21 protein-coding genes are annotated in these 23,918 nt (G+C 64.1%); 10 read left to right on the top strand and 11 right to left on the bottom strand.

Going from position 1 to position 23,918, the window contains the following annotated elements; translation table 11 throughout:
- Position 1 precedes the first annotated feature (1 nt).
- The 3 genes from SriyCCGPB3_RS16365 to gcvH all read left to right on the top strand — a co-directional run bounded on the left by SriyCCGPB3_RS16365 (position 2) and on the right by gcvH (position 2,192).
- On the top strand, positions 2–445 hold the full coding sequence (locus tag SriyCCGPB3_RS16365; RefSeq protein ID WP_153855731.1) for an NfeD family protein: 444 nt from the start codon (positions 2–4) through the stop codon (positions 443–445).
- A 144-nt stretch (positions 446–589) separates the two neighbouring features.
- Complete coding sequence (gene gcvT, locus SriyCCGPB3_RS16360) at positions 590–1,702, top strand: glycine cleavage system aminomethyltransferase GcvT (protein WP_153855732.1); 1,113 nt, start codon at positions 590–592, stop codon at positions 1,700–1,702.
- 94 nt (positions 1,703–1,796) lie between these two features.
- Positions 1,797–2,192, top strand: a complete 396-nt coding sequence (gene gcvH, locus SriyCCGPB3_RS16355) for a glycine cleavage system protein GcvH (protein ID WP_005410701.1) — start codon at positions 1,797–1,799, stop codon at positions 2,190–2,192.
- Positions 2,193–2,484: 292 nt separating this feature from the next.
- Here gcvH and SriyCCGPB3_RS16350 read toward each other — a convergent pair whose 3' ends face one another.
- Entirely contained in the window at positions 2,485–2,856 is a 372-nt protein-coding gene (locus tag SriyCCGPB3_RS16350) for a hypothetical protein (protein WP_350259505.1), read from the bottom strand.
- A gap of 111 nt (positions 2,857–2,967) precedes the next feature.
- Here SriyCCGPB3_RS16350 and SriyCCGPB3_RS16345 point away from each other — a divergent pair, with 111 nt between their 5' ends.
- On the top strand, positions 2,968–3,486 hold the full coding sequence (locus SriyCCGPB3_RS16345) for a hypothetical protein (RefSeq protein WP_032130057.1): 519 nt from the start codon (positions 2,968–2,970) through the stop codon (positions 3,484–3,486).
- Between the two features lie 120 nt (positions 3,487–3,606).
- Here the strand turns inward: SriyCCGPB3_RS16345 and SriyCCGPB3_RS16340 are convergent, their stop codons facing one another.
- Entirely contained in the window at positions 3,607–4,500 is an 894-nt protein-coding gene (locus tag SriyCCGPB3_RS16340) for a LysR family transcriptional regulator (protein ID WP_110713241.1), read from the bottom strand.
- 114 nt (positions 4,501–4,614) lie between these two features.
- Between SriyCCGPB3_RS16340 and SriyCCGPB3_RS16335 the strand changes: the two genes are divergently transcribed.
- The gene (locus SriyCCGPB3_RS16335; protein WP_153855733.1) at positions 4,615–5,373 is read left to right on the top strand and encodes an SDR family NAD(P)-dependent oxidoreductase; all 759 of its coding nucleotides are present in this window, start codon (positions 4,615–4,617) and stop codon (positions 5,371–5,373) included.
- A gap of 131 nt (positions 5,374–5,504) precedes the next feature.
- On the opposite strand, the gene SriyCCGPB3_RS16330 is transcribed toward SriyCCGPB3_RS16335, so the two are convergent.
- The gene (locus tag SriyCCGPB3_RS16330) at positions 5,505–6,905 is read right to left on the bottom strand and encodes a serine hydrolase domain-containing protein (protein ID WP_153855734.1); all 1,401 of its coding nucleotides are present in this window, start codon (positions 6,903–6,905) and stop codon (positions 5,505–5,507) included.
- Positions 6,906–7,230: 325 nt separating this feature from the next.
- On the opposite strand from SriyCCGPB3_RS16330, the gene SriyCCGPB3_RS16325 reads away from it, so the two are divergent.
- Both SriyCCGPB3_RS16325 and SriyCCGPB3_RS16320 read left to right on the top strand, forming a co-directional pair.
- Positions 7,231–8,520, top strand: coding sequence for an NTP/NDP exchange transporter (locus SriyCCGPB3_RS16325; protein WP_153855878.1), 1,290 nt, complete (start codon positions 7,231–7,233; stop codon positions 8,518–8,520).
- A gap of 73 nt (positions 8,521–8,593) precedes the next feature.
- Positions 8,594–8,944 (top strand): DUF1304 domain-containing protein, encoded by a 351-nt coding sequence (locus tag SriyCCGPB3_RS16320; RefSeq protein WP_153855735.1) that lies wholly within the window; start codon positions 8,594–8,596, stop codon positions 8,942–8,944.
- A gap of 470 nt (positions 8,945–9,414) precedes the next feature.
- On the opposite strand, the gene SriyCCGPB3_RS16315 is transcribed toward SriyCCGPB3_RS16320, so the two are convergent.
- From SriyCCGPB3_RS16315 to SriyCCGPB3_RS16305, 3 genes are all read right to left on the bottom strand, one after another.
- The gene (locus tag SriyCCGPB3_RS16315) at positions 9,415–9,882 is read right to left on the bottom strand and encodes a hotdog fold domain-containing protein (RefSeq protein ID WP_110713234.1); all 468 of its coding nucleotides are present in this window, start codon (positions 9,880–9,882) and stop codon (positions 9,415–9,417) included.
- 75 nt (positions 9,883–9,957) lie between these two features.
- Positions 9,958–12,435: an acyl-CoA dehydrogenase gene (locus SriyCCGPB3_RS16310; protein ID WP_180847638.1), complete on the bottom strand. Its 2,478-nt coding sequence runs from the start codon at positions 12,433–12,435 to the stop codon at positions 9,958–9,960.
- The gene (locus SriyCCGPB3_RS16305) at positions 12,432–13,349 is read right to left on the bottom strand and encodes an alpha/beta fold hydrolase (protein ID WP_088026830.1); all 918 of its coding nucleotides are present in this window, start codon (positions 13,347–13,349) and stop codon (positions 12,432–12,434) included. Before SriyCCGPB3_RS16305 ends, SriyCCGPB3_RS16310 begins: the two co-directional genes overlap by 4 nt.
- Before the next feature lie 141 nt (positions 13,350–13,490).
- On the opposite strand from SriyCCGPB3_RS16305, the gene SriyCCGPB3_RS16300 reads away from it, so the two are divergent.
- The 3 genes from SriyCCGPB3_RS16300 (at position 13,491) to SriyCCGPB3_RS16290 (ending at position 16,189) form a co-directional block, all read left to right on the top strand.
- Complete coding sequence (locus SriyCCGPB3_RS16300) at positions 13,491–14,093, top strand: TetR/AcrR family transcriptional regulator (protein ID WP_006464233.1); 603 nt, start codon at positions 13,491–13,493, stop codon at positions 14,091–14,093.
- 103 nt (positions 14,094–14,196) lie between these two features.
- On the top strand, positions 14,197–15,516 hold the full coding sequence (locus SriyCCGPB3_RS16295; RefSeq protein WP_350259504.1) for a hypothetical protein: 1,320 nt from the start codon (positions 14,197–14,199) through the stop codon (positions 15,514–15,516).
- A 34-nt stretch (positions 15,517–15,550) separates the two neighbouring features.
- Complete coding sequence (locus SriyCCGPB3_RS16290; RefSeq protein ID WP_110713228.1) at positions 15,551–16,189, top strand: 2OG-Fe(II) oxygenase family protein; 639 nt, start codon at positions 15,551–15,553, stop codon at positions 16,187–16,189.
- 37 nt (positions 16,190–16,226) lie between these two features.
- Here the strand turns inward: SriyCCGPB3_RS16290 and SriyCCGPB3_RS16285 are convergent, their stop codons facing one another.
- The 5 genes from SriyCCGPB3_RS16285 to SriyCCGPB3_RS16265 form a co-directional block, all read right to left on the bottom strand.
- Positions 16,227–16,766 carry a GNAT family N-acetyltransferase gene (locus tag SriyCCGPB3_RS16285; RefSeq protein ID WP_110713226.1) on the bottom strand — a complete coding sequence of 180 codons (540 nt, stop codon included), beginning with the start codon at positions 16,764–16,766 and terminating at the stop codon, positions 16,227–16,229.
- Positions 16,767–16,798: 32 nt separating this feature from the next.
- On the bottom strand, positions 16,799–18,088 hold the full coding sequence (locus tag SriyCCGPB3_RS16280; RefSeq protein WP_180855004.1) for a putative 2OG-Fe(II) oxygenase: 1,290 nt from the start codon (positions 18,086–18,088) through the stop codon (positions 16,799–16,801).
- Positions 18,089–18,094: 6 nt separating this feature from the next.
- On the bottom strand, positions 18,095–19,996 hold the full coding sequence (locus tag SriyCCGPB3_RS16275; RefSeq protein ID WP_180847637.1) for a tetratricopeptide repeat protein: 1,902 nt from the start codon (positions 19,994–19,996) through the stop codon (positions 18,095–18,097).
- Positions 19,989–20,963: a class I SAM-dependent methyltransferase gene (locus tag SriyCCGPB3_RS16270; RefSeq protein WP_162622085.1), complete on the bottom strand. Its 975-nt coding sequence runs from the start codon at positions 20,961–20,963 to the stop codon at positions 19,989–19,991. Before SriyCCGPB3_RS16270 ends, SriyCCGPB3_RS16275 begins: the two co-directional genes overlap by 8 nt.
- A 140-nt stretch (positions 20,964–21,103) precedes the next feature.
- Positions 21,104–23,755: a TonB-dependent receptor plug domain-containing protein gene (locus SriyCCGPB3_RS16265; RefSeq protein ID WP_110713219.1), complete on the bottom strand. Its 2,652-nt coding sequence runs from the start codon at positions 23,753–23,755 to the stop codon at positions 21,104–21,106.
- Positions 23,756–23,918 lie beyond the last annotated feature (163 nt).

Raw genomic sequence — 23,918 nt, 5'->3', positions numbered from 1 at the left:
CATGCGCTGGGAAGTCGTCGGTTGGGGTGCGTTGGCGCTGCTGCTGTTCGCGGCCGAAGCGCTGGCGCCGGGTGCGTTCATGCTGTGGATCGGCATTGGTGCGGCGGCGGTGTTCGTACTGGTTGCGGTGTTCAGTGACATTCCGCTGTTGTGGCAGGTGATTGCTTTCGTCCTGCTGAGCGTGGTCTCGATCCAGTGCTACCGGCGCTGGGGGCGATCGCGGGCACGGCCCAGCGATGCGCCGCTGCTCAACCGCCGCACGGAGCAGTTGATCGGCCGGGAGGTCGCACTGCAGCAGGCCATCGTCGGCGGCCAGGGACGGGTCAGCATCGATGATGCGTCCTGGCAGGTGAGTGGACCGGATCTGCAGGCCGGTAGCCTGGTACGGGTGGTGGCGGTGCAGGGCAGCACGCTACGGGTCGAGGCTGCAGACCGTCCCCTGTAGAGCCGAGCCCACGCTCGGCTCCTGCACGAAGAGCAGCCGAACATGGGCTCGGCTCTACAGCTCTCCCGCTGCGCTGCGGCACGCCTGCGGGCGACCGATCTGGGATAATGGGGATTCTTGTTTCCTCTGCTGCCGGACCCGGTCATGACCCAGAAGACGCTGCTCAACGATACCCACCGCGCCCTTGGCGCCAAGATGGTCGATTTCGGGGGTTGGGACATGCCCATCCACTACGGCTCGCAGCTCGACGAGCACCACCTGGTGCGTCGCGAGTCCGGTGTATTCGACGTCAGCCACATGACCGTGGTCGACCTGCACGGTGACCAGGTCAAGCCGTTCCTGCGCCGCCTGCTGGCCAACTCGGTCGACAAGCTGAAGGTGACCGGCAAGGCACTGTATTCGTGCATGCTGAATCCGCGCGGCGGCGTCATCGATGACCTGATCGTCTACTACCTGGGCGACGATTTCTTCCGCATGGTGGTCAATGCCTCCACCCGCGAGAAGGACCTGGCCTGGCTGCGTGAGCAGGCTGCGCCGTTCGGCGTTTCGGTCGAACAGCGCCCGGACCTGGCCATCCTCGCCGTGCAGGGCCCGCAGGCACGCGACATCGTCATCGGCCTGGCCCGCGAAAGCGATCGCGCAGCGCTGGCCAAGCTGGGCCGTTTCGCCGCCCTGCAGGTGCAGTCGGACGACGCTGTCGAGCTGTTTGTCGCTCGCACCGGGTACACCGGTGAGGACGGTTTCGAGATCCTGCTGCCGCAGGATGCCGTGGTCGCGTTCTGGAACCGCCTGCTGGCGGCTGGCGTGAAGCCGGCCGGCCTCGGCGCGCGCGACACCTTGCGCCTCGAAGCTGGCATGAACCTGTACGGCCAGGACATGGACGAAGAGATCAGCCCGTACGAAGCGGCACTGGCCTGGACCGTGTCGCTGGACGAAGGCCGCGACTTCATCGGCCGCGACGTGCTGGAAGCGCAGAAGGCTGCCGGCACCGCACGCCAGATGATCGGCCTGGTGATGGACGAGAAGGGCGTGCTGCGCCACGGCCAGGCGGTGACCACCGCGGGCGGCCAGGGCGAGATCCTGTCCGGCACCTTCTCGCCGACCCTGGCCAAGGGCATCGCCTTTGCCCGCGTGCCGGCCGGTGAGCTTGGCGAGGTCACCGTCGACATCCGCGGCCGGCAGGTGCCGGTGCGCGTGGTCAAGTTCCCGTTCGTGCGCGAAGGCCAGGCCCAGCCCGGCGTGCTCGCCGACGCCTGATCCGAAACTGCCGATCGTCACTGACAGCAGTGGCGGCCGGTTGGTTACACTAGCCCCGTTTTTTCCACCCCCTGCATATCTCTGGAGCAGTCCCATGAGCGAGATCCCCGGCGACCTCAAGTTCCTCAAGTCCCATGAGTGGGCCCGTGTCGAAGGCAATGGCCGCGTCACCGTCGGTATTTCCGACCACGCCCAGGGCCTGCTGGGTGACCTGGTCTACGTCGAACTGCCGGAAGTCGGCGCCGACGCAAAGGCTGGCGAGCAGATCGCCGTTGTCGAGTCGGTGAAGGCCGCCTCGGACGTCTACAGCCCGATCAGCGGCAAGGTCGTCGAGGTCAACTCGGCGCTGTCCGACAAGCCGGAAACCATCAATGAAGATGCCTACGGCGAAGGCTGGATGTTCGTGGTCGAACTGACCAACGCTGAAGAGGTCAACGAACTGCTGGATCCGGACGCGTATGCCGAAGCCCTGGAAAACGACGACCACTGAGTCGTCACTTCCGGGTTCTGGAACGGCCACCTTCGGGTGGCCGTTTTTGTTTTGGCGAGTGCGTCGGACTCATGACGGCGGGTTCGCTCTGCACCCTCGGCGTGGCATCAGCCGACAGACGAACGGTGCCGATCAGCGTGCGCAGTTTTGCGCAAATCCGCGTTTCCGCCCCGCGCCGAAGCGATCGAATGTGAAAACTTTTCGCCCCCCGTTGCGGCCCCGTTGTGCTGGCGTCGGCGACGGTGCGGGTGACCATCGGCGATGCACGTGCGCTGTTGTCCGGAACATGTGCCTATCTGCGCAGAGTGCTTATTTCAAGTGTTTTTTGTTCAGAGAGCGCATCGACTTCGTCGTATGCGGCGCGCGTGCGCGCCGCTTCAATGGTCGTTGCAGGGCGCGCACGGCGGTGGCGAGGGCGGCGTCCGGGATGGCGCGGATGTGAAAATTTTTCGCGGGGGTTGTTGACAGTAAAAAAAACCGTGATTAGGTTTCGCCTCAGCAGACCTTGCCTGCCCAACCGAGTGCGCAGAATCAATCGTCCGATGCGAAGCAGCCCCTTCAAGACCACCGCGACCCTGATGACGGTGGACATGGCCCCGCTTCCCCCGGAGAAATGCAAGGCAACTCCCGTTCCGATGCCCGCTCCGCCGATCGAGGCGGGCATTGCCGCATCCGTAACGGCGCGCCTGACGCGCCGGCGGTCCCCGCACGCAGCATCCGCGGGTTTGATCCACCTGGGCGTTTCAACTCCCTATCACTGACGAGGAGCCATCCCATGGCAACCAAGAAAGCTGCGAAGAAGAAGCCCGCCGCCAAGAAAGCGGTGAAGAAGGTCGCGAAGAAGGCCGCTGCCAAGAAGGCAGTGAAGAAGGTCGCGAAGAAGGCGACCGCCAAGAAGGCAGTGAAGAAGGCTGCGAAGAAGGTCGCCAAGAAGACCACTGCGAAGAAGGCAGTGAAGAAGGCGGCGAAGAAGGTAGCCAAGAAGTCCACCGCCAAGAAGGCCGTCAAGAAGACCGCGAAGAAGGCCGTCAAGAAGGTAGCCAAGAAGGCCACCAAGAAGACTGCCAAGAAGGCAACGGCCCGCAAGCCGGCCAAGAAGGTCGCGAAGAAGGCCACTGCCAAGAAGGCCGTCAAGAAGACCGCCAAGAAGGCAGTGAAGAAGACCGCGAAGAAGGCCACCAAGAAGGCTGCCCCGAAGAAGGCAGCGAAGAAGGTTGCCAAGCGCAAGCCGGCCGCCCGCAAGAAGAAGGCCGCTCCGGTCGCTCTGCCGGCCACCCCGGCGCCGCTGATCTAAGTACTTCCCGATAGCCGCATCCTGAAACCCCCTTCCCCGGCTGCCCAGCGGGGAGGGGGTTTTTTTATGGGGCCGTTTGTAGGGTCGAGCCATGCTCGACTGCTTTTCTGGCGGTCGACGCTAGCGCTGCGGCGCTGGTGGGAAACGTTCCACCAGGAAGTCGATGAAGCTGCGCAGACGGGTCGAGCGGTAGCGGTCGTGGGCGTAGACCAGGTGCATCGGTCGACCGGCCTGGCCATGTTCGGGGAACAGCGGCACCAGCCGACCTGCCTCGACATCCGCGGACAGCAGCAATGCCGATTGCAGGACGATGCCCATGCCATGCAATGCGGCCAAGCGCAGCGCCTCACCATTGTTGACCTGCAGCCGGCCGTCGGGCGTACGGACGAGTTCGCCAGCGTCGGCCTGCAGCCACTGCGCGAGTGCCGTCGGTTCGAAGGACAGGCACTGGTGCCGGGCAAGTGCCTGCAGGTTGGTGGGCGTGCCATGCCGGGCGAGGTACCCGGGGGAGGCGCACATCATCAACCGGTAGGGCGCGAGTGCGCGCGCGACCAGCGTGCTGCTGTCGGCCAGCGTGCCGATGCGCAGCGCCGCTTCGAATCCTTCTTCGGCGAGGTCGACGACGCGGTCGGTCAGCGTTGCTTCGACCCGGACGCCAGGGTGGCGCGCCATGTAGTCGGCCAGTGCTGGCACCAGCGCATGCGTGCCGAAGATCACCGGTGCGCTGATGCGCAGCGTGCCTGCCGGTGCCAACTGCTGATGTTGGGCCTGGGCATCGGTTTCGTCCACCAGACGCAGGATCTCCCTGCAACGGGCGTAGTAGTCCTCGCCGAAGGGCGTCATGTGCTGGCGCCGCGTGGTTCGGCTCAGCAGCTGCATGCCCAGGCGTGCTTCCAGTGCACGCAGGTGCTTGCCGGCCATCGTCGCGGAGATATCCAGTGCCGTAGCGGCGGCACTGAGACTGCCTTTGTCCACGATCAGCACGTAGACCTGCATGCTTTCCAGCAGGTTCATCTGACACTCCGGGTGTTGAATGCTGAAACCTGCGCGGAGTTTATCAATCAGGGGTGATCAAACAGCATGCACAGCACGCGCCGGATGTGCCGGCTGGCTGATTGGGAGAACAACATGGATCTGGGGCTTGAAGGGCGTACCGCGCTGGTCACCGGGGCGGGCAGTGGCATCGGTGCCGGTGTGGCCAGGCTGCTGGCGGCACAGGGCGCACGCATCGCGATCAGCGCCCGCCGCATCGAGCCGCTGCAGGCACTGGCGGCGGAGATCGAATCTGCAGGCGGACAGGCACCGATCATCGTGTTGGGCGATGTCACGGATGCCGGAGATGTACGCCGTATTGCCGAAACCGCCCTGGCGGCGCTGCAGCGCGTCGACATCCTGGTCAACACGGCGGGTGGATCGCGGCCGACCACAGTGGATGCCGGTGACGATGTCTGGGAAGAGGCGATCGCATTGAACTTCTCTGCGGCGCGGCGCCTGACCCAGGCCCTGCTGCCGGCGATGCAGGCGCAGGGCTGGGGACGGGTGATCAACTTCAGCGGTTCGATGGAACCACGCGCGGTGAACGCGGCTACCGCGGCGAAGGCGGCGTTGCATCTGTGGAGCAAAGGGCTGTCGTCGGCGCTGGCCTCACAGGGCATCACGGTCAATGCAATCGCGCCGGGACGGATCAACAGCGCACAGATCCGGGAGCGCCTGCATCCCACCGAGGAAAGCCGGCGTGAGTTCATCGAACGCAACATTCCGATCGGGCGTTTTGGTGATCCGGAGGAGGTGGCGCCGCTGGTGGCCTTCCTGGCCTCGCCCTTGGCCGCCTACATTACCGGCGCGGTGATTCCGGTGGATGGCGGCATGCACTACTTCGCGCATTAGCCTTCCGTTTGTAGAGGCGAGCCATGCTCGACGGCTTTGCCCGAACAGTCGAGCACGGCTCGACTCTACAAGAGCCAACAAAAAGGGCGACCCGCAGGCCGCCCTTCGCACACACGGTCGAGTCCGACAGATCAGCGCGGCGAAGCCACCGCGCGATTGCCCGAGGCACCCTTGCCCTTGCGCTTGTCCTGCTGCGCGGGACCCGCGCCCTCGGCCATCAGGTTGTCGCTGCCGAAGTCGGTGTCCACGTCCAGCCAGCGCTGCGTCGGCAGGCCCAGGGCGGAATCGAGCACGGTCGGCAGCAGGCCGCTGGGCAGGCCGCTTTCGCCGTTCCACATGATGGCGATGCCGAGATCGCGTTCCGGTACCAGCGCGACCAGGCCGCGGTAGCCCTGCACGGCACCGGCATGGAACACCACGTCGTGACCGGCGTAATCGAAGGTGCGCCAGCCCAGGGCGTAGCCGGCCGAGTGCAGGCGCTCGCGGCGCCAGCCCGAACGCATCTCGCCGGGGGTGTTGATCAGGCTGGAGTGCAGGGTGGCCAGCAACGGTGCCGGCAGCACATCGGGGCGATGGCCGGTGTGGGCCAGCAGCCACTGCGCCATGTCGCTGGCGCTGGCGTTGACGCCGGCTGCCGGGGCAACACGGTAGTAGGTCGGCTTCGGTGTCAGCGACACCCAGCCGTTGCGGCTGCGCACGTGCGGGCGCGCCCAGCGCGAGCTGGCCTGGATGCCGGCCAGGCCGAGGCTGGCGTCGTTCATGCCCAGCGGCTTGAAGATGCGGCGCTCGACCGACTGCTCGTAGAAGCTGCCGGAGGCGGCATAGACGACGTCGCCGATCAGGCTGAAGGCCACGTTCTGGTAGGCGTAGCAGTCGCCCGGCAGGCACTTCAGGCTGGTGTTGGCCAGCTTCTGGGTCAGCGAGTAGTACTCGGCATTGCCTTCGATGTCGCGGTCGTAGGCGTTGTAGGGCAGGCCGACGCGATGGCTGAGCACGTCGGCCACGGTCAGGCGATCGGTGGCTTCGGGCGAGTTGAGGCGGAAGCCGGGCACGTAGTCGGTGACCTTGCTGTCCCAGCGCAGGGTGCCGTCGTTGACCAGCAGGCCGGCCATGGTGCCGGCGAAGGCCTTGGACAGCGACGCCAGGCGGAACACGGTGTGGGCATCGACCGGCAGCGGGTTGTTGACGTCGGTGACGCCATAGCCGCGCGCACTGAGCACGCGGCCGCCCTGCACGATCGCCACCGCCATGCCGGGCACGCGCTCACCATAGGTGAGCTGCTGCGCCATTGATTCGATGTTGGCGACGTTGAAGCCAGCCGCCGGGGCCTGCACCTGCGGCACCAGGCCGGTGCGGTAGGCGGCTGGCTGGGTGTGGGCGACGGTGGGAGCCGTAGCGGATTCGATGTTGGTCGGCATCGGCGGCAATGCCGGCGGTGTCTGCGCGGTGGTGGACAAGGCAACGGGCATCAACATGCCCAGCAAACCGGTGGCCGCCGAACGGATCGGACGACGCAGGCTGTTCTTTTTCATCGGTTGGACCCGTGCGCGACTGCTGATGGCGATTCTAGCGCCGCTTTTCCCTTGTGCACAAACAAAGCGAAGATGAATGCGCATCTCGTTGAAAAAGTTGGAATTTTGACGCTCTCAAGGCGTGTATCGGAACGTGTCATCCGGACTCCTCATGACACTGCGTTGCAGCCTTCAAACGGCCTCCTGCTAGCGATGTTGCAGTGCATTGGCTAACGTACGCGCTTCACCGCCCCCCGGAGCCTGCCATGCCGCTGTCCAACCGCCGTCTTCTGGCGAGGGACGCCGCGTGAGCGCGGTACAGGGCAGGGGGCCGCTGCGGGGCCTGATGGTGGCGCTGCGCGAGTCGCCGGCGTTGTGGTGGTCGTTCCTGTATTTCTTCTGCCTGCTCAGCGGCTACTACGTGCTGCGCCCGGTGCGGGAGGCGATGGCCGCCTCGGCCGACCTGGAAACGGTGTTCCCGCCGATGCTCATTGCCTGGTTCGCCAGCCATGGCATCGCGCTCAAGGACTTCGTGCTGCAGTTCCTGTTCTCCTGCGTGTTCGTGATCATGCTGGTGCTGCAGCCGGTGTACGGCTGGCTGGTCAGCCGCTTCCCGCGGCGGGTGTTCCTGCCGGCGGTGTATGGGTTCTTCATCGTCACCTTGCTGGGTTTCTACATACTGTTCGACAGCGGTGTGCCGGGCCGCGGCATGGCGTTCTTTTTCTGGATCACCGTCTTCAACCTGTTCGCGGTGGCGGTGTTCTGGAGCTTCATGGCCGATGTGTTTTCCAACGCGCAGGCACGTGCTTTCTACGGTTACATCGGCGCGGCCGGCACCATCGGTGCTTTTCTCGGTCCGATCATCACCGGTGCGCTGGTACAGCGCGTGGGCATCGCCAACCTGATGCTGGTTTCGGCCGGATTCCTCGCCATCTGCCTGTTGAGCATCTGGCGGCTACGGCACTGGGCGGTGCTGCGCGAGCAGGAGCAGCAGTTGGTATCCGGCGAGCAGCCGATGGGTGGCAGCGTGCTGGACGGCTTGAAACTGATCGTGCGTGAGCCGTTGCTGCGCTGGCTGGCGATCATGGTGGTGTTCGGTGTGGGCGTGGGCACCCTGTTGTACAACCAGCAGGCCAGCATCGTGCGTGCGGCGTTCAACGATGCAGGCGCTGCCACGGCCTTCTTCTCGCGTATCGACCTGGCGGTGAACGCACTGGCGCTGCTGATGCAGCTCGGCCTGACCCGCTGGCTGCTGTCGCGTCACGGCATCGCGCCGGCCCTGTTGATCCCTGGCTTTGCGATCCTGATCGGCTTCTCGGTGCTTGCCGCTTCACCCATGCCGTTGATGGTCGCAGTGGTGCAGGTGATGACCCGCGCCAGCGAGTTCGCATTGGCCAAGCCGGCACGCGAAACCATCTATACCCGCGTGGACCGGCAGTGGCGCTACAAGGCCGGTGCGGCCATCGATACCGTGGTGTACCGCGGCGCGGACCTGAGCTTTGCGTGGGTGCACAAGGGCTTGTCGCTGTTCGGTTCACACGTGGTGTTCATCGGTGGCGTGGTGGTTGCCGCGTGCATGACCGCCGCCGCATTCGGTGTGCTACGCGAAGAAAAGAAGCTTCCGCGCGACCGCTGAGCCGCGCGGGGTCGGATCCCTCTTCCACGGAGAGGGCTCTGACCCCATCACCCCATCCATCCAAGGAACCGCCATGTACTGGATCGCACTCGCCCTGACCCTGCTGGTCGCCCTGCTGCACGTCTATTTCCTGGTGCTGGAGATGTTCCTGTGGACCCGCCCGCTGGGCCTGAAGACCTTCCGCAACACGCCGGAGAAGGCAGAGGCCACGCGCGTGCTGGCGGCCAACCAGGGCCTGTACAACGGCTTCCTGGCGGCGGGCATCGTGGTGGGGCTGGTGATCGATCAGCCGGTGCTGGTGACGTTCTCGCTGGCCTGCGTGGTGGCGGCGGGGTGCTATGGCGCGTACAGCGTGAGCCGTCGCATTTTCATGATCCAGGCGCTGCCGGCGATCCTGGCGTTGGTGTTTCGCGCGGTGGCGTAGTTTCCAGCCAACGGCGCAGCCCCTCGTGGGATGGTCGCGTAGAGCGGGTCATGTGTTCGGTGTGGCGGGCGGGCCGTGCAGGGGACGCTGCAAGTACGTCCATGTAAGCTCGATGGCGCCATCCATGGCGCCAACGCCCCTGCACGGCCCACCCGCCACACCCCTGACAGTTTCCGTGCGCGGCCAGCCCACGGAGAAGAAAAAGAAGATCAACAGCAACAGCAAAAAGCGGCCGGTGGGCCGCTTTTGCTGTTGCTCTTCTTTTTTCTCTTCCGTGGGCTGGACGCCGCAGAGATCTGTCAGAGGCTGGGGGCGGTGGGTTCGCGGGGGTGTCCGCGGCATGGATGCCGCGGCCAAGCCCCCAGGGACGGGTTCACGGCGTCCCCCACGAACCCACCGCCCCCAGCCAAACCCAGGCTTTCCGTGACCAACCGTCCACCCCACGAGGGGCTGCGCCGTTCGCGGGAACGCTACTTCGCCGGCGACATCCACATGTCGATCACCGCGCTGAACACCTCCGTGCCCGCACGGTCGCGCACGCTCACCGTCACCGGCAGCGCATAGCCCTCGGCAGCGGCCACGATCGGCTGCGCCGGAAGCGCTACCGCCTGCAACGTGCCACGCGCCTTGGCCAGGTACTGCACCTGCATCCCCTTTGGAATCCAGCGCATGCCCTTCGGCAGCGATGCATCGACCATCAGCCCGGCGGTCAGTTCGGCCAGGTTGCACATCGCGATCGCGTGCACCGTACCGATGTGGTTGCGCACCTTGCGGCGGTCGGCCAGCGTGCCTTCGCAGCGGCCGTGTTCCAGGCGCGTGATGCGCGGTGCGATGCTGGCGAAGTAGGGCGCCTTGAAGCACACCGCGCGTGAGAACAGCCAGTTGCCGGCAGGCCAGCGCTGCAGGCGGTGGTAGAGCGAGAGCAGGGGCGTGGACATGAGGGGTATTCCGGTCGGCGGACAAAGCGACGGCGGGCCGAAGCCCGCCGTCGAGGCAACGCGTGTCGCGGGCGATCAGGCCGCCTGCGAATGCGGGTCCTTGTGCTGGCGGTCGTAGTAGCTGGCCGCGCGCAGTTCGTGGGTGTCGAAGTCGTCCACGGTGATGGTGTCCAGGGTCAGCGTACGCAGTTCTTCCAGCAGGCTGCGCTCGTCCTGGGTGATCACGCCTTCGGCCACGGCTTCGTCCAGCTGCGCCTTGAAATCCAGTGCTTCGATGCCCTTGCTCTTCAGCGCCTTCAGGAACTTGCGCTCCACCGGCTCGGCCATGATCGCCTTGCTCAGGTAGCTGTTGATGCGGCCGCCCGGGTTGTTCTCGCACGGGGTCAGGAACACGCCACTGGCCAGACGGTCGCGGGCTTCGTTCGGCGCCATCAGCAGAGCGGCGACGCGACGGCTCAGGCGGTCGCCCGGGGCCTCGGCGCGACGGCCCAGCGGGAAGATCAGCGCCCACATCAGCCAACCGATCGGACGGATCGGGAAGTTGCGCAGCGCGGCCGACAGCGATTCCTCGATCTTGTGCACGCTGTCATGGAAGGCCCAAGCCAGCAGCGGCTGGTCGGCCTGCGGTGCGCCTTCGTCGTGGTAGCGCTTGAGCATGGCGCTGGTCATGTAGACGTGGCTCAGCACGTCGCCCAGGCGGCCGGACAGCGATTCCTTGAACTTCAGCTTGCCACCGAGGGTCATCATCGAGATGTCGGCCATCAGCGCCAGGTTGGCCGAGTAACGATCCAGCTTGCGGAAGTAGCGGCGGGTGTAGGCGTCACCCGGGGCAGCACCGAAGCGCGCACCGGTCAGGCCGAACCAGAACGAACGCACGGCGTTGGAGAGGCCATAGCGGATGTGGCCGAACAGGCTGCGGTCGAACTCCTGCAGGCCGGCACGGGTATCCGGATCCTGCGCGGCCTTCATCTCCTTCAGCACCCACGGGTGGCAGAGGATCGCACCCTGGCCGAAGATCAGCAGGCTGCGGGTCATGATGTTGGCGCCTTCCACGGTGATCGCGATCGGCGCGGCCTGCCAGCTGCGTCCGGCGAAGTTGCGCGGCCCCAGGATGATGCCCTTGCCGCCGATCACGTCCATCATGTCCGAGATCACTTCGCGGCTCATGTTGGTGCAGTGGTACTTGGCGATCGCCGACGGCACCGACGGCACGTCACCACGGTCAACCGCGGCGGCGGTGGCCTGCGACAGTGCGCTGATCTTGTACGCCTTGCCGCCGATGCGGGCCAGCGCTTCTTCCACGCCTTCGAAGCGGCCGACCGACAGGCCGAACTGCTTGCGGATGCGCGCATAGGCGCCGGTCACCGCGGCACCGGCCTTGGCACCGCCGCTGGCGGTGGACGGCAGGGTGATCGAGCGGCCCACGGCCAGGCACTCGTTGAGCATGTTCCAGCCCTTGCCGGCCATGGCGGCGCCACCGATCAGCTGGGTCAGCGGAATGAACACGTCCTTGCCGCGGATCGGGCCGTTCTGGAACGTCGAGTTCAGCGGGAAGTGGCGACGGCCGATTTCAACGCCGGCGGTGTCGCGCGGCAGCAGGCCCAGGGTGATGCCGATGTCGCGGGTATCGCCGATCAGGCCATCCGGGTCGTACATGCGGAAGGCCAGGCCGATCAGCGAAGCGACCGGGGCCAAGGTAATGTAGCGCTTGTCGAAGGTCAGCTTGACGCCGAGCACCTGCTCGCCGTTCCATTCGCCCTTGCAGACGATGCCGTAATCCGGAATCGAGGTGGCGTCGGAGCCGGCGAACGGACCGGTCAGGCCGAAGCAGGGCACTTCGCGGCCATCGGCTAGGCGCGGCAGGTACTGGTCCTTCTGTTCCTGGGTGCCGTAATGCACCAGCAGTTCACCCGGGCCCAGCGAGTTCGGCACGCCGACCGTGGAGCTGACCACCGACGACACCGACGCCAGCTTCTGGATGACCTTGTGGTGGGCCAGCGCGGAGAAGCCCAGACCGCCGTATTCCTTCGGAATGATCATGCCGAAGAACTTGTTCTTCTTGATGAAGGCCCACAGCTCCGGCGGCAGGTCGGCGTGGACGTGGGTGATTTCCCAGTCGTTGACCATGGTGCATAGTTCTTCCACCGGGCCATCCAGGAAGGCCTGTTCCTCGGCGGTCAGCTGCGGCTTGGGATAGTTCAGCAGGATGTTCCAGTCCGGATCACCAGTGAACAGTTCGCCCTCGAAACCCACCGAGCCGGTTTCCAGCGCGATGCGCTCGGTCTGCGACAGCGGCGGCAGCACCTTGCGGAACACCTTCATCATCGGGCCGGTCAGCAGCGGCTTGCGGATGAACGGCAGCAGCAGCGGCACGGCGATCACCGCCAGCACGGCGGCCGCGACGATCGTAGCGGTCTGGTTGACGTAGGGAATGAACCAGCAGGCGGCCAGCAGGGCCACGCTGATCAGCGTCCAGGTAACCAGCCGCATGCGGTGGTAGGCGACGAACGCGCCTGCCAGCAGCAGGGCGAGGAAGGGAAGAACGATGCTCATGAGCGTGCTCCGGTGACGTGCTCGTTTGTGGCGGACGAAGCCGCAGCGTCCGCTGCGGGCAACACGTCCAGATAGTCCAACACAGTAGCGGTAAAGGCGTCGTTGTCATCGCCGGCGACCATGTGCGTGGCCTGCGGCAGCTGTACATGGCGCGCGTGCGGCGCCAACGCCAGGAATTCGGCCACGGTCTGCGGCGTGACCAGGTCACTGCGGCCGCCGCTGACCAGCAGCAGCGGGCACTTGACCTGGCGTGCGGCCTCGGCCAGTGCATCCTGGTGCTGCTCGCTGTCGCGGGCCAGCTCGGCCACCAGGCGCGGGTCCCAGTGCCAGCGCCAACGCCCGTGGCCGTCTTCGCGCAGCAACGCACGCAGCGACTGCTCGGATTTGCGCGGGCGGTGCGGCATGTAGGCCGAGATCACGTCGGCGGCCTGGGTCAGCGAGGCGAAGCCGTCGGGGTGGGCGGTCATGAAGGCCAGGATGCGTTCGACACCGGCGGTATCCCAGCGCGGGGTGATGTCGACCAGCACCATCGCCGAGAACAGGCCCGGCCAGCGCGACTCGGCCAGCAGGCCGAACAGGCCGCCCATCGATGCCGCGACCAGCACCGGCGGGCGCGGCTGTTCACCGGCCAGCACGATCAGGTCATCGGCGAACTGTTCGCCGTGATAGGGCAGGTCGGCGGCATTCCAGTCCGAATCGCCGTGGCCACGTGCGTCGTAAGCCAGGGTCTGCAGGCCCGCTGCGGACAGGGCGCGGGCGGTGGCAATCCAAGCGTGGCGGGTCTGGCCGAAGCCATGTGCGAACAGGACGCGGCCGCGCCGGCCGTGGTCGCTGGCGGTCGCCGCCAGGCGCGCGCCATGGGCAGCATCCAGGCGCAGATCATGGAACGCAGCGGGAGTAGGGGACGTAACCATACTTGCTAGTATGGATCGCTTGAATGGGAAGTCAATACTGTATCGTATGGTGCGGTGCGGCAGGCCTTCCGGCTCGGGTTCTGACGGTTTCGACAGCAACCGCGTACTGCAACGAACCCCGGCGTATGGTTAAATCAGCGCATGAATCAACCTGACGCTTCCGCCGGCGAACCGCGCGCCGGCCGCAACAGCCGCCTGAGTGCCGAAGACTGGGCCCAGGCGGCCCTCGACCTGATTGCTGAACAAGGCGTAGGCGCCGTCGCGGTGGAGCCGCTGGCACGGCGGCTGGGCGTGACCAAGGGCAGTTTCTACTGGCATTTTCCCTCGCGTGACGCACTGCTGCAGGCCGCGTTGGAACGCTGGGAACTGTTCGAACAGGAACAGGTGTTCGGCAGCCTGGAAGACGTGCCGGATCCGCGCGTGCGCCTGCGCCAGCTGTTCCAGATGGTCGCGCATGAAGTGCAGCCGCACATCATCTACAGCGAACTGCTGAAGGCGCTGGACCACCCGATGGTGCGACCGGTGATCGATCGCGTATCGCAGCGCCGCCTCGACTATCTGATCGCCTCGTTCCGCCAGGCCGGGCTCAGTTCGACCGACGCGCGGCATCGCGCGCGCCTGGCCTACGCGGCCTATGTCGGCTTCCTGCAGCTGTCGCTGCAGCTGCAGCAGCCCAAGCAGGCGCGCGAGGATTTCGAAGCCTATGTCGAGCACCTGATCGAGACGCTGATCCCGAACGGCTGAAGTTGAAAGCCTGCGGCCAATAGCCGGCTGCCCGTCGCTTGACAGCAAGTGCTGGATGATTGAATGTTCAGGATGCCTTCACGGATCTCGGGCGAGGACAGGGATGTTCCACGGAATCAATCAGCAGGCATTGCCGGCCTTCCAATCGTTGCCCGGCACCATGGCATACGCAGAGATACAGCGACGCCTTGAGGCCTTCCGGATCGCCTTGAACGCACCTCGGATGCGCTTTTCCGCGCATCCGTTGTTGTTTGATCGCAACGACTACGAGCAACTGGTAGACGGCTTGCAGCTGGTTGCATCCGGCCTGCAGCGCGTGGTCGACGAAGCATTGCGTCGGCATGCGCGTAGTGACCTTATGCAGCTGATGGGGGTCGACGCTGCATGGGCACCCTTGGTGGACTGGGAGCAGCTTCGCAGCGGCCAACATCGCGTGATGCGTGCCGATCTGTTGCCTTGCGCAGATGGCATGCGGATATGCGAGCTCAATTTCTCCGCAGCGGTGGGTGGCTTCGAATTGTTCGAACACTATCGAGCGTTCGCCGACGTGCTTGGCTGGGACGCAGAGGGTAGTCAGGCGGTACCGGTAAACAATCTTGCCAGCATGTACGCGCGAAGCATCGTGCGTGAGGGCTACCTTAGCCTCCATCTGCTCGACTGGAGCACGCATTCGGCAATGGGTTATCCCAGTGGCGATCTCAGCCGGCAGTGGTTGCGGCGTTCTCTGCCTGGACTGGACATTTCGGTGCATGATGAACGTAGCTGGCGCGATGCGCGGCGCTCGGGCATGGATATGAGCAGGACACTGGTCCATCGTCGCTTTACCTATGACGACGTGCTTTCTGATCACGATGTGTACCTGGACATCCTCGACAGCGGTGCGAGGTTCTCCAATGGCCTTGAAGCCGAACTGCTGATGAGCAAGGCATGGCTGGCATTGCTGTGGGATGAGGGCTACCGGCAGGTACTGACGCCGATGGAATGGGAGGCAGTACAGCGCTGGGTGGTGCCCACGCATTTCGTCACTGTCGACGATGTAGCCGCATTGAACGAATCCGACAGCAACATCGTGTTCAAGAAAAAGTACGGCTACGGCGGGCAGGATGTCGTTCCCTCCGGTAGCGCCGCCGCTGCCCTGTTGGCGCGCCGGTTGAGCACAACTGGAGCTGGCGACTGGGTCCAGCAGCCGATGCTCGATGTTCCGGAACTGGTCCATCTGGACGATCGCGACCTTGGCTTGGCGCCTCACCGTACAGTGGTGGGCGTGTACCTGCATGAGGGCGCGGCCAGCGGTTGCGTCGTGCGCTCAGCGGTTGGCAATCGGGTTGTCAATGCCAGCAGTGGCGCCAGCATCGGCTGGGCACCGGTACTGAACCCCGATGAGCGCGGCGCATTCCTGGAGAAATTTTCTGCCCTGGCTTGATTGATTGCTTTCCCAAACGAAAGGAGGACGCTGCATGAGTATGGTATTGGAAGCCTCTCGACTTTCCCGCTATGCGGATGAGTTGAAAACGACCGGCAGTACGTTGATCCCGATGGGCGTTGTGTTTGATGCTTCGACATTGAAGGAGCTTGAAAGGCTCCAGTCATTGCTGCCTGAAGAAGCCGTGACGCAGGGCGACGCGGGCGACACGCATGACATCTACGTGCGTCGCATCATGGTTGATCGGCAAGGCGAGGTTCCGCAGGTGGTCAATCGCCCGCACGCAGACCAGATCCTGGACATTCTCAACCGGGAGGAGTGCCGGAACGCGATTGCAGAACTGTTCCAGTCACAGGATGCCTTCCATATCCGTCGGGCACAGATGAACCGCATGACGGCGGGTTCCTTCATCGGCCTGCATCTGGATGCTGCCAGCAATCCGGACTATGACTACTCGATGATCATCCAGTTGGGGCACGATTTCGCAGGCGGTGATTTCGTCGTCCACGACGATGCCGGTGCGCGCCATGCCTATGCGGCGACCTACGGCACGGTGCTGCTTACGACCTGCAAGTTGCGGCACGAGGTCGCACGGGTGACGGCCGGCGAGCGCAATGCGCTGGTCTATTTCTATTCGCGGCACGATGGCGCCAATCGTCGCCACGACGCCTGACGTTGCCCGTCATCCGGCGTCTGTTGCCGGAACTACATCATGAAGTGAGCGTCGAGAGGCTGGAGGTGCGTGTGAGCACTGCGAATGGATTGCCTTCAAAATCCATTTCCTCGACGATGCTGTAGCCGACGGCGTTGGCCAACGCCAGCGCCGATCGGTTGCGGAGATCGGTAATCGCTGAAGTGGCTTCGATCCGAGCAACGCGATCCATCCATTCCAGCACGCCGGCAGTGGCCTCCTGGGCGATGCCGCGTCCCCAGCCACGACGTGACAACGTGCAGCCGAACTCAGGCAGGCCGGCGGCCTCTCCAGGCAGGTCACGCAGGGTAAGCGCGAAGCCGAGCTCTCCGTAGAATCTTCCATCGTTGCGATGACGGATGGTCCAGTAGCCATATCCAAGCATTGCCCAGTGGCCTGCATATCGCAGTATGCGAAGCCAGGTCTCGTGCCGGCTGAAAGGGTGGTCGCGGATCATGCGCAGGACCGCCGGGTCTGACCACATGCTGGTGCATTCATCGAGGTCATCCCGGCAGTGGGGCTGCAGAATGAGGCGTTCCGTAACTATTCGACGTTCCATGTGAATTGCTCCAGCGAATGGAGGGGATTTGTTCACGGAGACGCTGGCAGCAGGTCGAATGCCAGACTGATGCGCGGCCGCGTTCCGTGGTAAGGCGTTGTGTGATGGAGGAACCAGGAGGGAAAAATCAGCATTTCGCCGCTGCGGGCCACATGACGATGAGCATGCGGTTCGCCTGCTGTGTCGATGTCCCTGGGGGCGTGGCCAAACACGAGATCGCCGTCTCCCTCTGCAGAGTTGCCGGCATCGAGGTAAAGCACCCCGCTGATGCGTCCGGCAGGATGCAGGTGTGGATCCTGGTGTCCTCCATCGCCATGCAGCACCGTTGCCCAGGCCTGCAGCGTCCATCGTGAGGGCAGGCTCAGTCGCCAGGCGTCGGTGGGGGCGTCGAACAGGCTGCCGTGCAACTGCAGCAGATGATCGTGGAGTGCGTTGCTCACCTGCTGGCCGAACCCGTGGAATGGACTTGGCGGTGTCAGGTCGAGCATCGCGCTTTGAAGGCCGCCAAGAGTGGTTTTGCCCGCAGGCTCCCAGCGCAATGACGGCAACTGCAGCACTGCGTTGATCAACGCATCGGTGTCCAGATCAGTCCTGATCCGCCGCAGCAGGAGCGGGTAGTCCATCAACATGCGGGCTTCCGGTAGCTTCAGGGCGCATGCGGACAGATAGCGCCCGGCCCAGCAGCGCTGATCGTAGGGATGTTCTGAAAGAAGGGTCAGAAAACGTGCGTGGGCCGACGCCGCATCACCGCCGCGCAGCAGGGCCGTGGCCTGGTCTGCGGCCAGATCGATGTTACCGGGAGAAATCTGCGCAAGCCGTTGGAACAGATCCAGTGCCAGGGCATGCTGACCGGCTCCGCTGAGGGCGTTGGCCAGGCTGTGCTGGATGCGAGTGTCAGCAGGCGACTGAGTTGCAGCCCGTTGCAGCCAAGGCAATGCAGCCGCGTGGTTGCCGCGCCGCAACAGAACAACACCGATGTTGGCGACAGCCGACGTTTCATCTGGCGCGATCTTCACGATGCGCTGGAAGTCTTCCTCTGCTGCGGTGAGATCGTCATCACGGGCCAGCAGCGCTGCGCGACGTCGCAGTGCTGGCAGAAAGCGCGGCTCAAGGCTGATTACCCGATCAAGCTGTTGCTTCGCTCGTTTCCAGTCGCCGATTTCGATCAGAAGCAGAGCCAGCTGGAATGCCAGTCTGGGATGGGTTTGCGCAAGCTGGTCATCCTGCAGGCGGAGCAGCGCGCGGTCCTTCTCGCCGGATAGAAACAACATGGCGATCTCGCGCTCAAGTCCCACATCAGGGATATGGTCCAGTGTCTCCATGGGTGTTCACTCCCCCAGCAGGCCTTGATAAAGCGCTTGAAGATCGGTAGCCGCTCGTGCTGCCGAATGCAACGCGCTGTCTTTGTTTCGGACGGTGACCCGCTGGCGGAGTTCTGCGAGCACAGCCGGGTTGCGGAGCAGCGTCACGGCGCGCTTCACATAATCATGCCGTCCGTTGCAGATCAGGTCAGGCATTCCCAGTTGCCTGTTCACACTGCTCCCCAGCCGTGCAAGCGGTAGCTCCCCGGGGCAGGTCAGCAGTGGCAACCCTGCCAATGCTGCATCAATCGCGGTCGCACCGGCCTGGTAGTTGAATGCATCAAGGAACAGATCGCATGATGCCATACACTCCAGGTATTGCTCGGCCGGCATGGGTGATAGCAGGCGAAGTCGGTCGCGTTCACCCCCGAGAAGGTCCCACGACTGCAGAAAACCGCGGTGTGCCTGTGGTGCCAAGCAGACCAGCAAGAGCGCATCGGGTACCTCGCGCAGGATTTGCGTCCAGCATTGCAGCAGCGACCTGCTCAGTTTGTGGCTGCTGTTGAAGCTGGCTGCTACCGGTGATGCGTGGGGTAGCTTCCAGCGCGCACGGTCTCGCCCAGGCGGAGAGCGGGACTCTGCTGCGGGAAATACGCTGCCAGCCAGGCGAAGTACCCGGTCGGAGAATGGCCACGGGGTGTCCGCCGGTGCCAGGCTGTGGTCGAGGATGACGCCATCAAGCCACGGCGATTGTTGTCCGGAGAGGTAGCCCAGCCATCCCAGTTGCATGCGCGCCGGTCGATACGCCAGGGCTCCGGACCGACTTCCGTACGTTGGGCCATTGAGATCTATGAGAATATCCAGATCCGCTTCGTGCAGGCGCCTCGCCAGTTCAGCGTCGCTCAGCGCGCCAACGTGCTCGATGTGTTCTGCGTCGTTGATGGACGCCGGCTGGCGGCCGGAATCGTACACATGCACTTCGAAGCGGCTTCGATCATGGGCTGCGAAGAATCCGTGCAACAGGGTGCCCACGGTGTGGTGGCGCAGGTCATTGGAAAGGTAGCCGATTCTTGGACGGCCGCCCCGACGGGTAGTCGCCCGTACCAACGGTTGCCGGCCGGCCTGGATCGATTCGGCCGCATGATCCAGCAGCTGCCGGTGCAGGTCGTTGCTCAATGGCAGCGTCGCGAAGGTGAATGGTTGCGGTATGTCGTCGGCTGTGGGCGCGGCCACACGCAACTGTGCGATGAGCCGCGCAACGATCCGGTCCATCGCATCGAATTCGCACAGCTGTGCATGGACATGCGCGAGCCAGCACATTACGTCCACACGTGCTGGCTGCAGCGTGTGAAGCTGCGCCAGTGCGTCACGTGCGGATTCCCATCGGCCGAGGTGCTGAAGGCACTGAGCGATGTTGATGAGCTCCATGGGAAGTTGGGCGGCTACAACTTCATAACTGGTGATCGCCTCCTCGTACCTGCCCGCTTCCTGCAGGGCGAGACCCAGCAGGTGATGGGCCTCAAGAAGGGTGGGATCCAGCGCGAGCGCGCGTTGGAGGCTGCCGACAGCAGCCATTTGTTGGCCTGTGCGTTGCTGCAGGTCACCAAGCAGCATCCATTGCCACGCTTGTGGCTCTGCCGTCGTGATCGCCTGGCGTGCGGGTTCAAGCGCCTCTTCTGCACGATGGCTGTCGCGCAGACAGATCGCAAGAGGGGCGCGTGCCGGTTGCCAGGCGATGGATGCGGGATGGATCTGCTGGAACAGTACTGTGGCCTCTTCTGCGTGGCCGAGTTGCATCATGCAAAGCGCTGTGTCGTAGCGAAGAACATCGTCAGACGGATCCAGCAGCAGTGCTCGCTTGTAGTGTGGGAGGGCGTCATCCAGCCGAGCCGCATGGTGATACCGGCGCGCCTCTGCGGCCTCATTCACGCACTGCCTCCAGGGCCCAGCCCATGTTCACCCCGCGATACATCAGAGGTTCAAATCCTGAATGCATGCCATGGGCATGCAATGCTTCCGCCAGACACTTCATCTCGTCCTCGCTTCGGGTCGCCCGCATGAGCTCCTGCAGGCGGGCGGCTTCCTCTGCAAGCACGGCACGACCACTCTGAAGGCGCCGCAGCGCGGTCGATGGATCCTGCGCGGCGGGGCCCAACGCGTCTTGCAGAATGCCCACGCTCCTGCCCAGGACCGGCAGATCCCGCTCCGCCAGGGTACGCTCGACAAGTGCGCCTGCTGCCTCGTTGAAGGCTAGGCGGGATCGCTCCGCAGCTTCGTTCCCCGAAAGGGAGGAGGGGCCGCGGGCCCTGGCCAAGTACAGTTCCTTGATCACCTGTTCAGCCCGATCGAAGATGCCATCGTTCCGAAGTACATCGGTGATGGCCTGGGCTTGGCGCGCTGAGATGCGCGCGATTTCGCTGTTCGTGCTGTGCAGGATCCACGCGATTCGCCCTCCCGGCCCGATCAGCCGGGAAAACTCCTGAAGTGCTGGGTCCTGCGCTGCATATTCGAATGCATACTGAGATGCCAGAAGGTCCACGCTACCGTCTGCCAGTGGAATGGCGTGCATCGGCGTACGAGGCAGGAAGGTGATTTCGGAGAAAATCTCCGTGCCATTGGCGACATTCGAGCGAGGGTCGACATCGGCCAGGTCGGTGCCCACCACTTGAAGATCGGGGCGGAACCGATGGATCAAGAGGGCGATGGCGCCGTTGCCGGTGCCCACGTCAAGCACCCGCGCGCCTTGTGGTAGAACCGCGGCGTTGCGCTCCCAGAAGAGACGCAGCTCGCCATCGTAGTTTCCTTCGATGCCGTGACTGCACGAATGAAGCACGCCGGTGCGCCAGAGCTGGGTCCAGTGCGCTGCCTGCGAGAGGGAGTGGGGATCTGCGCTCATTGTGGCGCTTCCGTCATGCATTGTCGGCGGGGCCCGGTGCACAGGTTATGCCCCTCATGGGGAGTTGACGCAGTTGCAAGACTGCCCAAAAGCAGCGACCCGCACAAGCGGGTCGCTGCGTTACTGCTGACAGGCGTGGATCAGAAGTTCTGTTCGTAACGCATGTACGGGGTACGGCCCCAGATGTTGTACAGGCTGTTGTCGTAATACGGGAAGGAGTTCAGTGCATCGTTGAACGGCGGCAGCTTGTTGCCGACATTGCGGACGCCCAGAGTCACCTTGCCCTTCCACGGCGCATTCCAGGTCAACTGCAGATCATTGGTGATCCAGCTCGGCAGGCGCGTGTCTTCCGAACCGCTCTTGCCGATGTAGTTGGTGATCGCCGCAATGCTGACGTCGCCGTAGCTCCAGCCCAGGGTGAACTGCGCGCGATCCTTCGGATAGCCGCCGGTGCCCAGCAGTTCAACCTTGTCATTGATGATCGAGGTTTCGGTGAATTCGATCTGGTGGGCCCAGTTCAGCCTTGCCATCAGGTCCCCGTAGGTGCCCAGGCTCTGGCGGAAGTTCAACTCGGCGTCGATACCACGGACCTTCTTCGAAGCACCGTTGTCGATCGGCAGCTTGATCTGGAACGGGATGCCCGGCAGTACTGCGCCATTCGGTGCAGTGATGTCCGGACCACGATCAACGCCATAGCCGGGCTGGCCTGCGTCGCCGTAGCGCCATGCCAGCGGACGCGGCACCGAAGTGATCACGTTGTCGATCTGCACATCGTAGTAGTCGACTGCCATCGACAGTGCTTCGGTCGGGCTGAACACGAAGCCGACATTCCAGTTCTTCGATTCCTCCGGCTTCAGATTGCGGTTCGAGGAAACCAGCCACTGGTACTGGCTGCTGGTGCTGCAGGGATCAACCGGGTACGGCTGGTAACCGGTATTGCCGGTCGAAGCGCGGACGGCGGACAAGGCCTTGCATGCCAGTTCGTCGCCGCCGTTGTGGCCGATGGCACTCAGGACCGGGCTGTTCAGGTTGGTCGTGGAGTTGGAGCCGTACATGTCATCCAGGGTCGGAGCACGGAAGCCCTTACCCCAAGAGCCACGAACCAGCAGCGAGTCGATCGGACGGAACTCCAGCGATACGCGCGGCGAGAACTTGCTGCCCAGATCGTTGTAGCTGTCATAGCGGCCCGCCACAGTGGCGGTCAGGCTGCTGAACAGCGGGATCAGGGTTTCGAAGTAGCCTGCGTAGTAGGAGCGCTCACCACCCGTACCTGCACCTGCCGAGCCGAACACGTTGCCTGCGGCGCTCTGTGCGTCGTAGGCCATGGACAGGCGGTCATCGCGGTACTCGAAGCCGGTCACGAAGCTGACGGCGCCGGCCGGCATCTGGAACAGGTCGAAGGAGATGTTGCCGTCGGCCGAGACCGTGCGCTGTTCCGATTCCACGTACACGGTGTGTGCGATCTTCGGAGCCGCAGCGGCCACGCTCGGATGGGTGGGATCGAACGGGTTGTACTCGCCCGAATCAACCATGTCCTGCAGGATGCTGCCGATGCCGTAGTTGTAGTTCACCGAGCTCTGGCGGACACGGCCATGGCCAACACCGACTTCCCAGTCGGCGCCGCCGAACAGGTCCAGCGTACCGCGCAGGCCGAAGTTGAAATCGCGATAGGTATCGCGACGGACGGCATCACGGGTACCCAGCGGGGTGAACCGGTAGGACAGGACGCCGTCCTCGCCAAACGGATTGAATGGATTGTTGGCTGCGATGGTCAGCGGACGGCCGCCGCCGGCGTTGTCGACCGGGGCCGACGCATAAACGCCAACGCTCTTGGTATCCGACGCAATTGCACGGAAGAAGAACGAGGTGTTGTCGGTCAGCTGGTAGTTGCCGTTCAGCAGCAGCGAGTCACGCGACATCGAGGCTTCGTTGGCCGAGGTCGCGCCGTGGTCGAAGCCGCAGCGGGTCGGGCTGATGCGGACGCTGTTCTCGAAGGTGTCGCAGTTGGCGACGCTGGCGCTGCCGGTGCGGGCGCCGGAGAAGGTCGCGCTCGAGTTGTACGGGCTGAGGCCCCAGGTCAGCCCTGCATCAGTGACGTATTTCTTGATGTCACGGTTGTACATCAACTCGCGTTCCTGATGGTCGATCACGAACGTCAGGTTGCCACGGTCGGAGCTGATGCCACCGGACAGGCTGCCGGTGCGACCGGCCGGGCCGATTTCAGGATTTTCATAGCCGACGCTGAAGCCCAGGCCTTCATAATCCTTACGCAGGATCACGTTGACCACGCCGCCGATGGCATCCGAACCGTACACTGCACCTGCGCCTTCGCGCAGGATTTCAATGCGCTCGACGGCGGCCGTCGGAATCAGGTTGATGTTCTGCGCACCGCCACCGAGGGTCGGCGAAGACGTCATGCGACGGCCGTCCAGCAGGACCAGCGTGTACTCAGAGCCGAGGCCGCGCAGGCTGATGGTGGCTGCGGAACCGGTTGCCGAGCCCGACGACTCACGGGTGGAACCGAACGAGTTGTAGATGTTGTTGCGGAGGAAGTCCGCGACCGAGATTTCGCCGGAAGTTTCGATGTCCTGGCGGGAAATCACGCTGACCGGGCTGGGGCCTTCAACATCCGTGCGCTTGATGCGCGAACCGGTTACTTCGATACGGTCGAGCTGGGTCGTACCCGCCTGCCCCGACTTCCCTTCCTGGGCACTGGCGGTAGCCGCCGTACCGGCACTTGCGATCAACGCGAGGACAACTGCATCGCGCAGCTTGCAGGTCTTGCTGTTCATTGGCTCTCTCTCCAAGGATTCTTGGTGGTGCTGCTGAGTGCTTCACGCGGGAGGCGAAAGGCGCCACCAAAACACGTGAAGCTGAGCCGATACTAACTGCCCTTTTCCAATAATTAAAGGGCTGTTAATGACTTGTATGAAATAGATGAAGGCAGGCCTCGGA

It is taken from the genome of Stenotrophomonas riyadhensis (assembly GCF_040256885.1).
In the GTDB taxonomy this organism is placed as follows: Bacteria; Pseudomonadota; Gammaproteobacteria; order Xanthomonadales; family Xanthomonadaceae; genus Stenotrophomonas; species Stenotrophomonas riyadhensis.
This window is presented reverse-complemented; position numbering and strand designations above follow the sequence as displayed.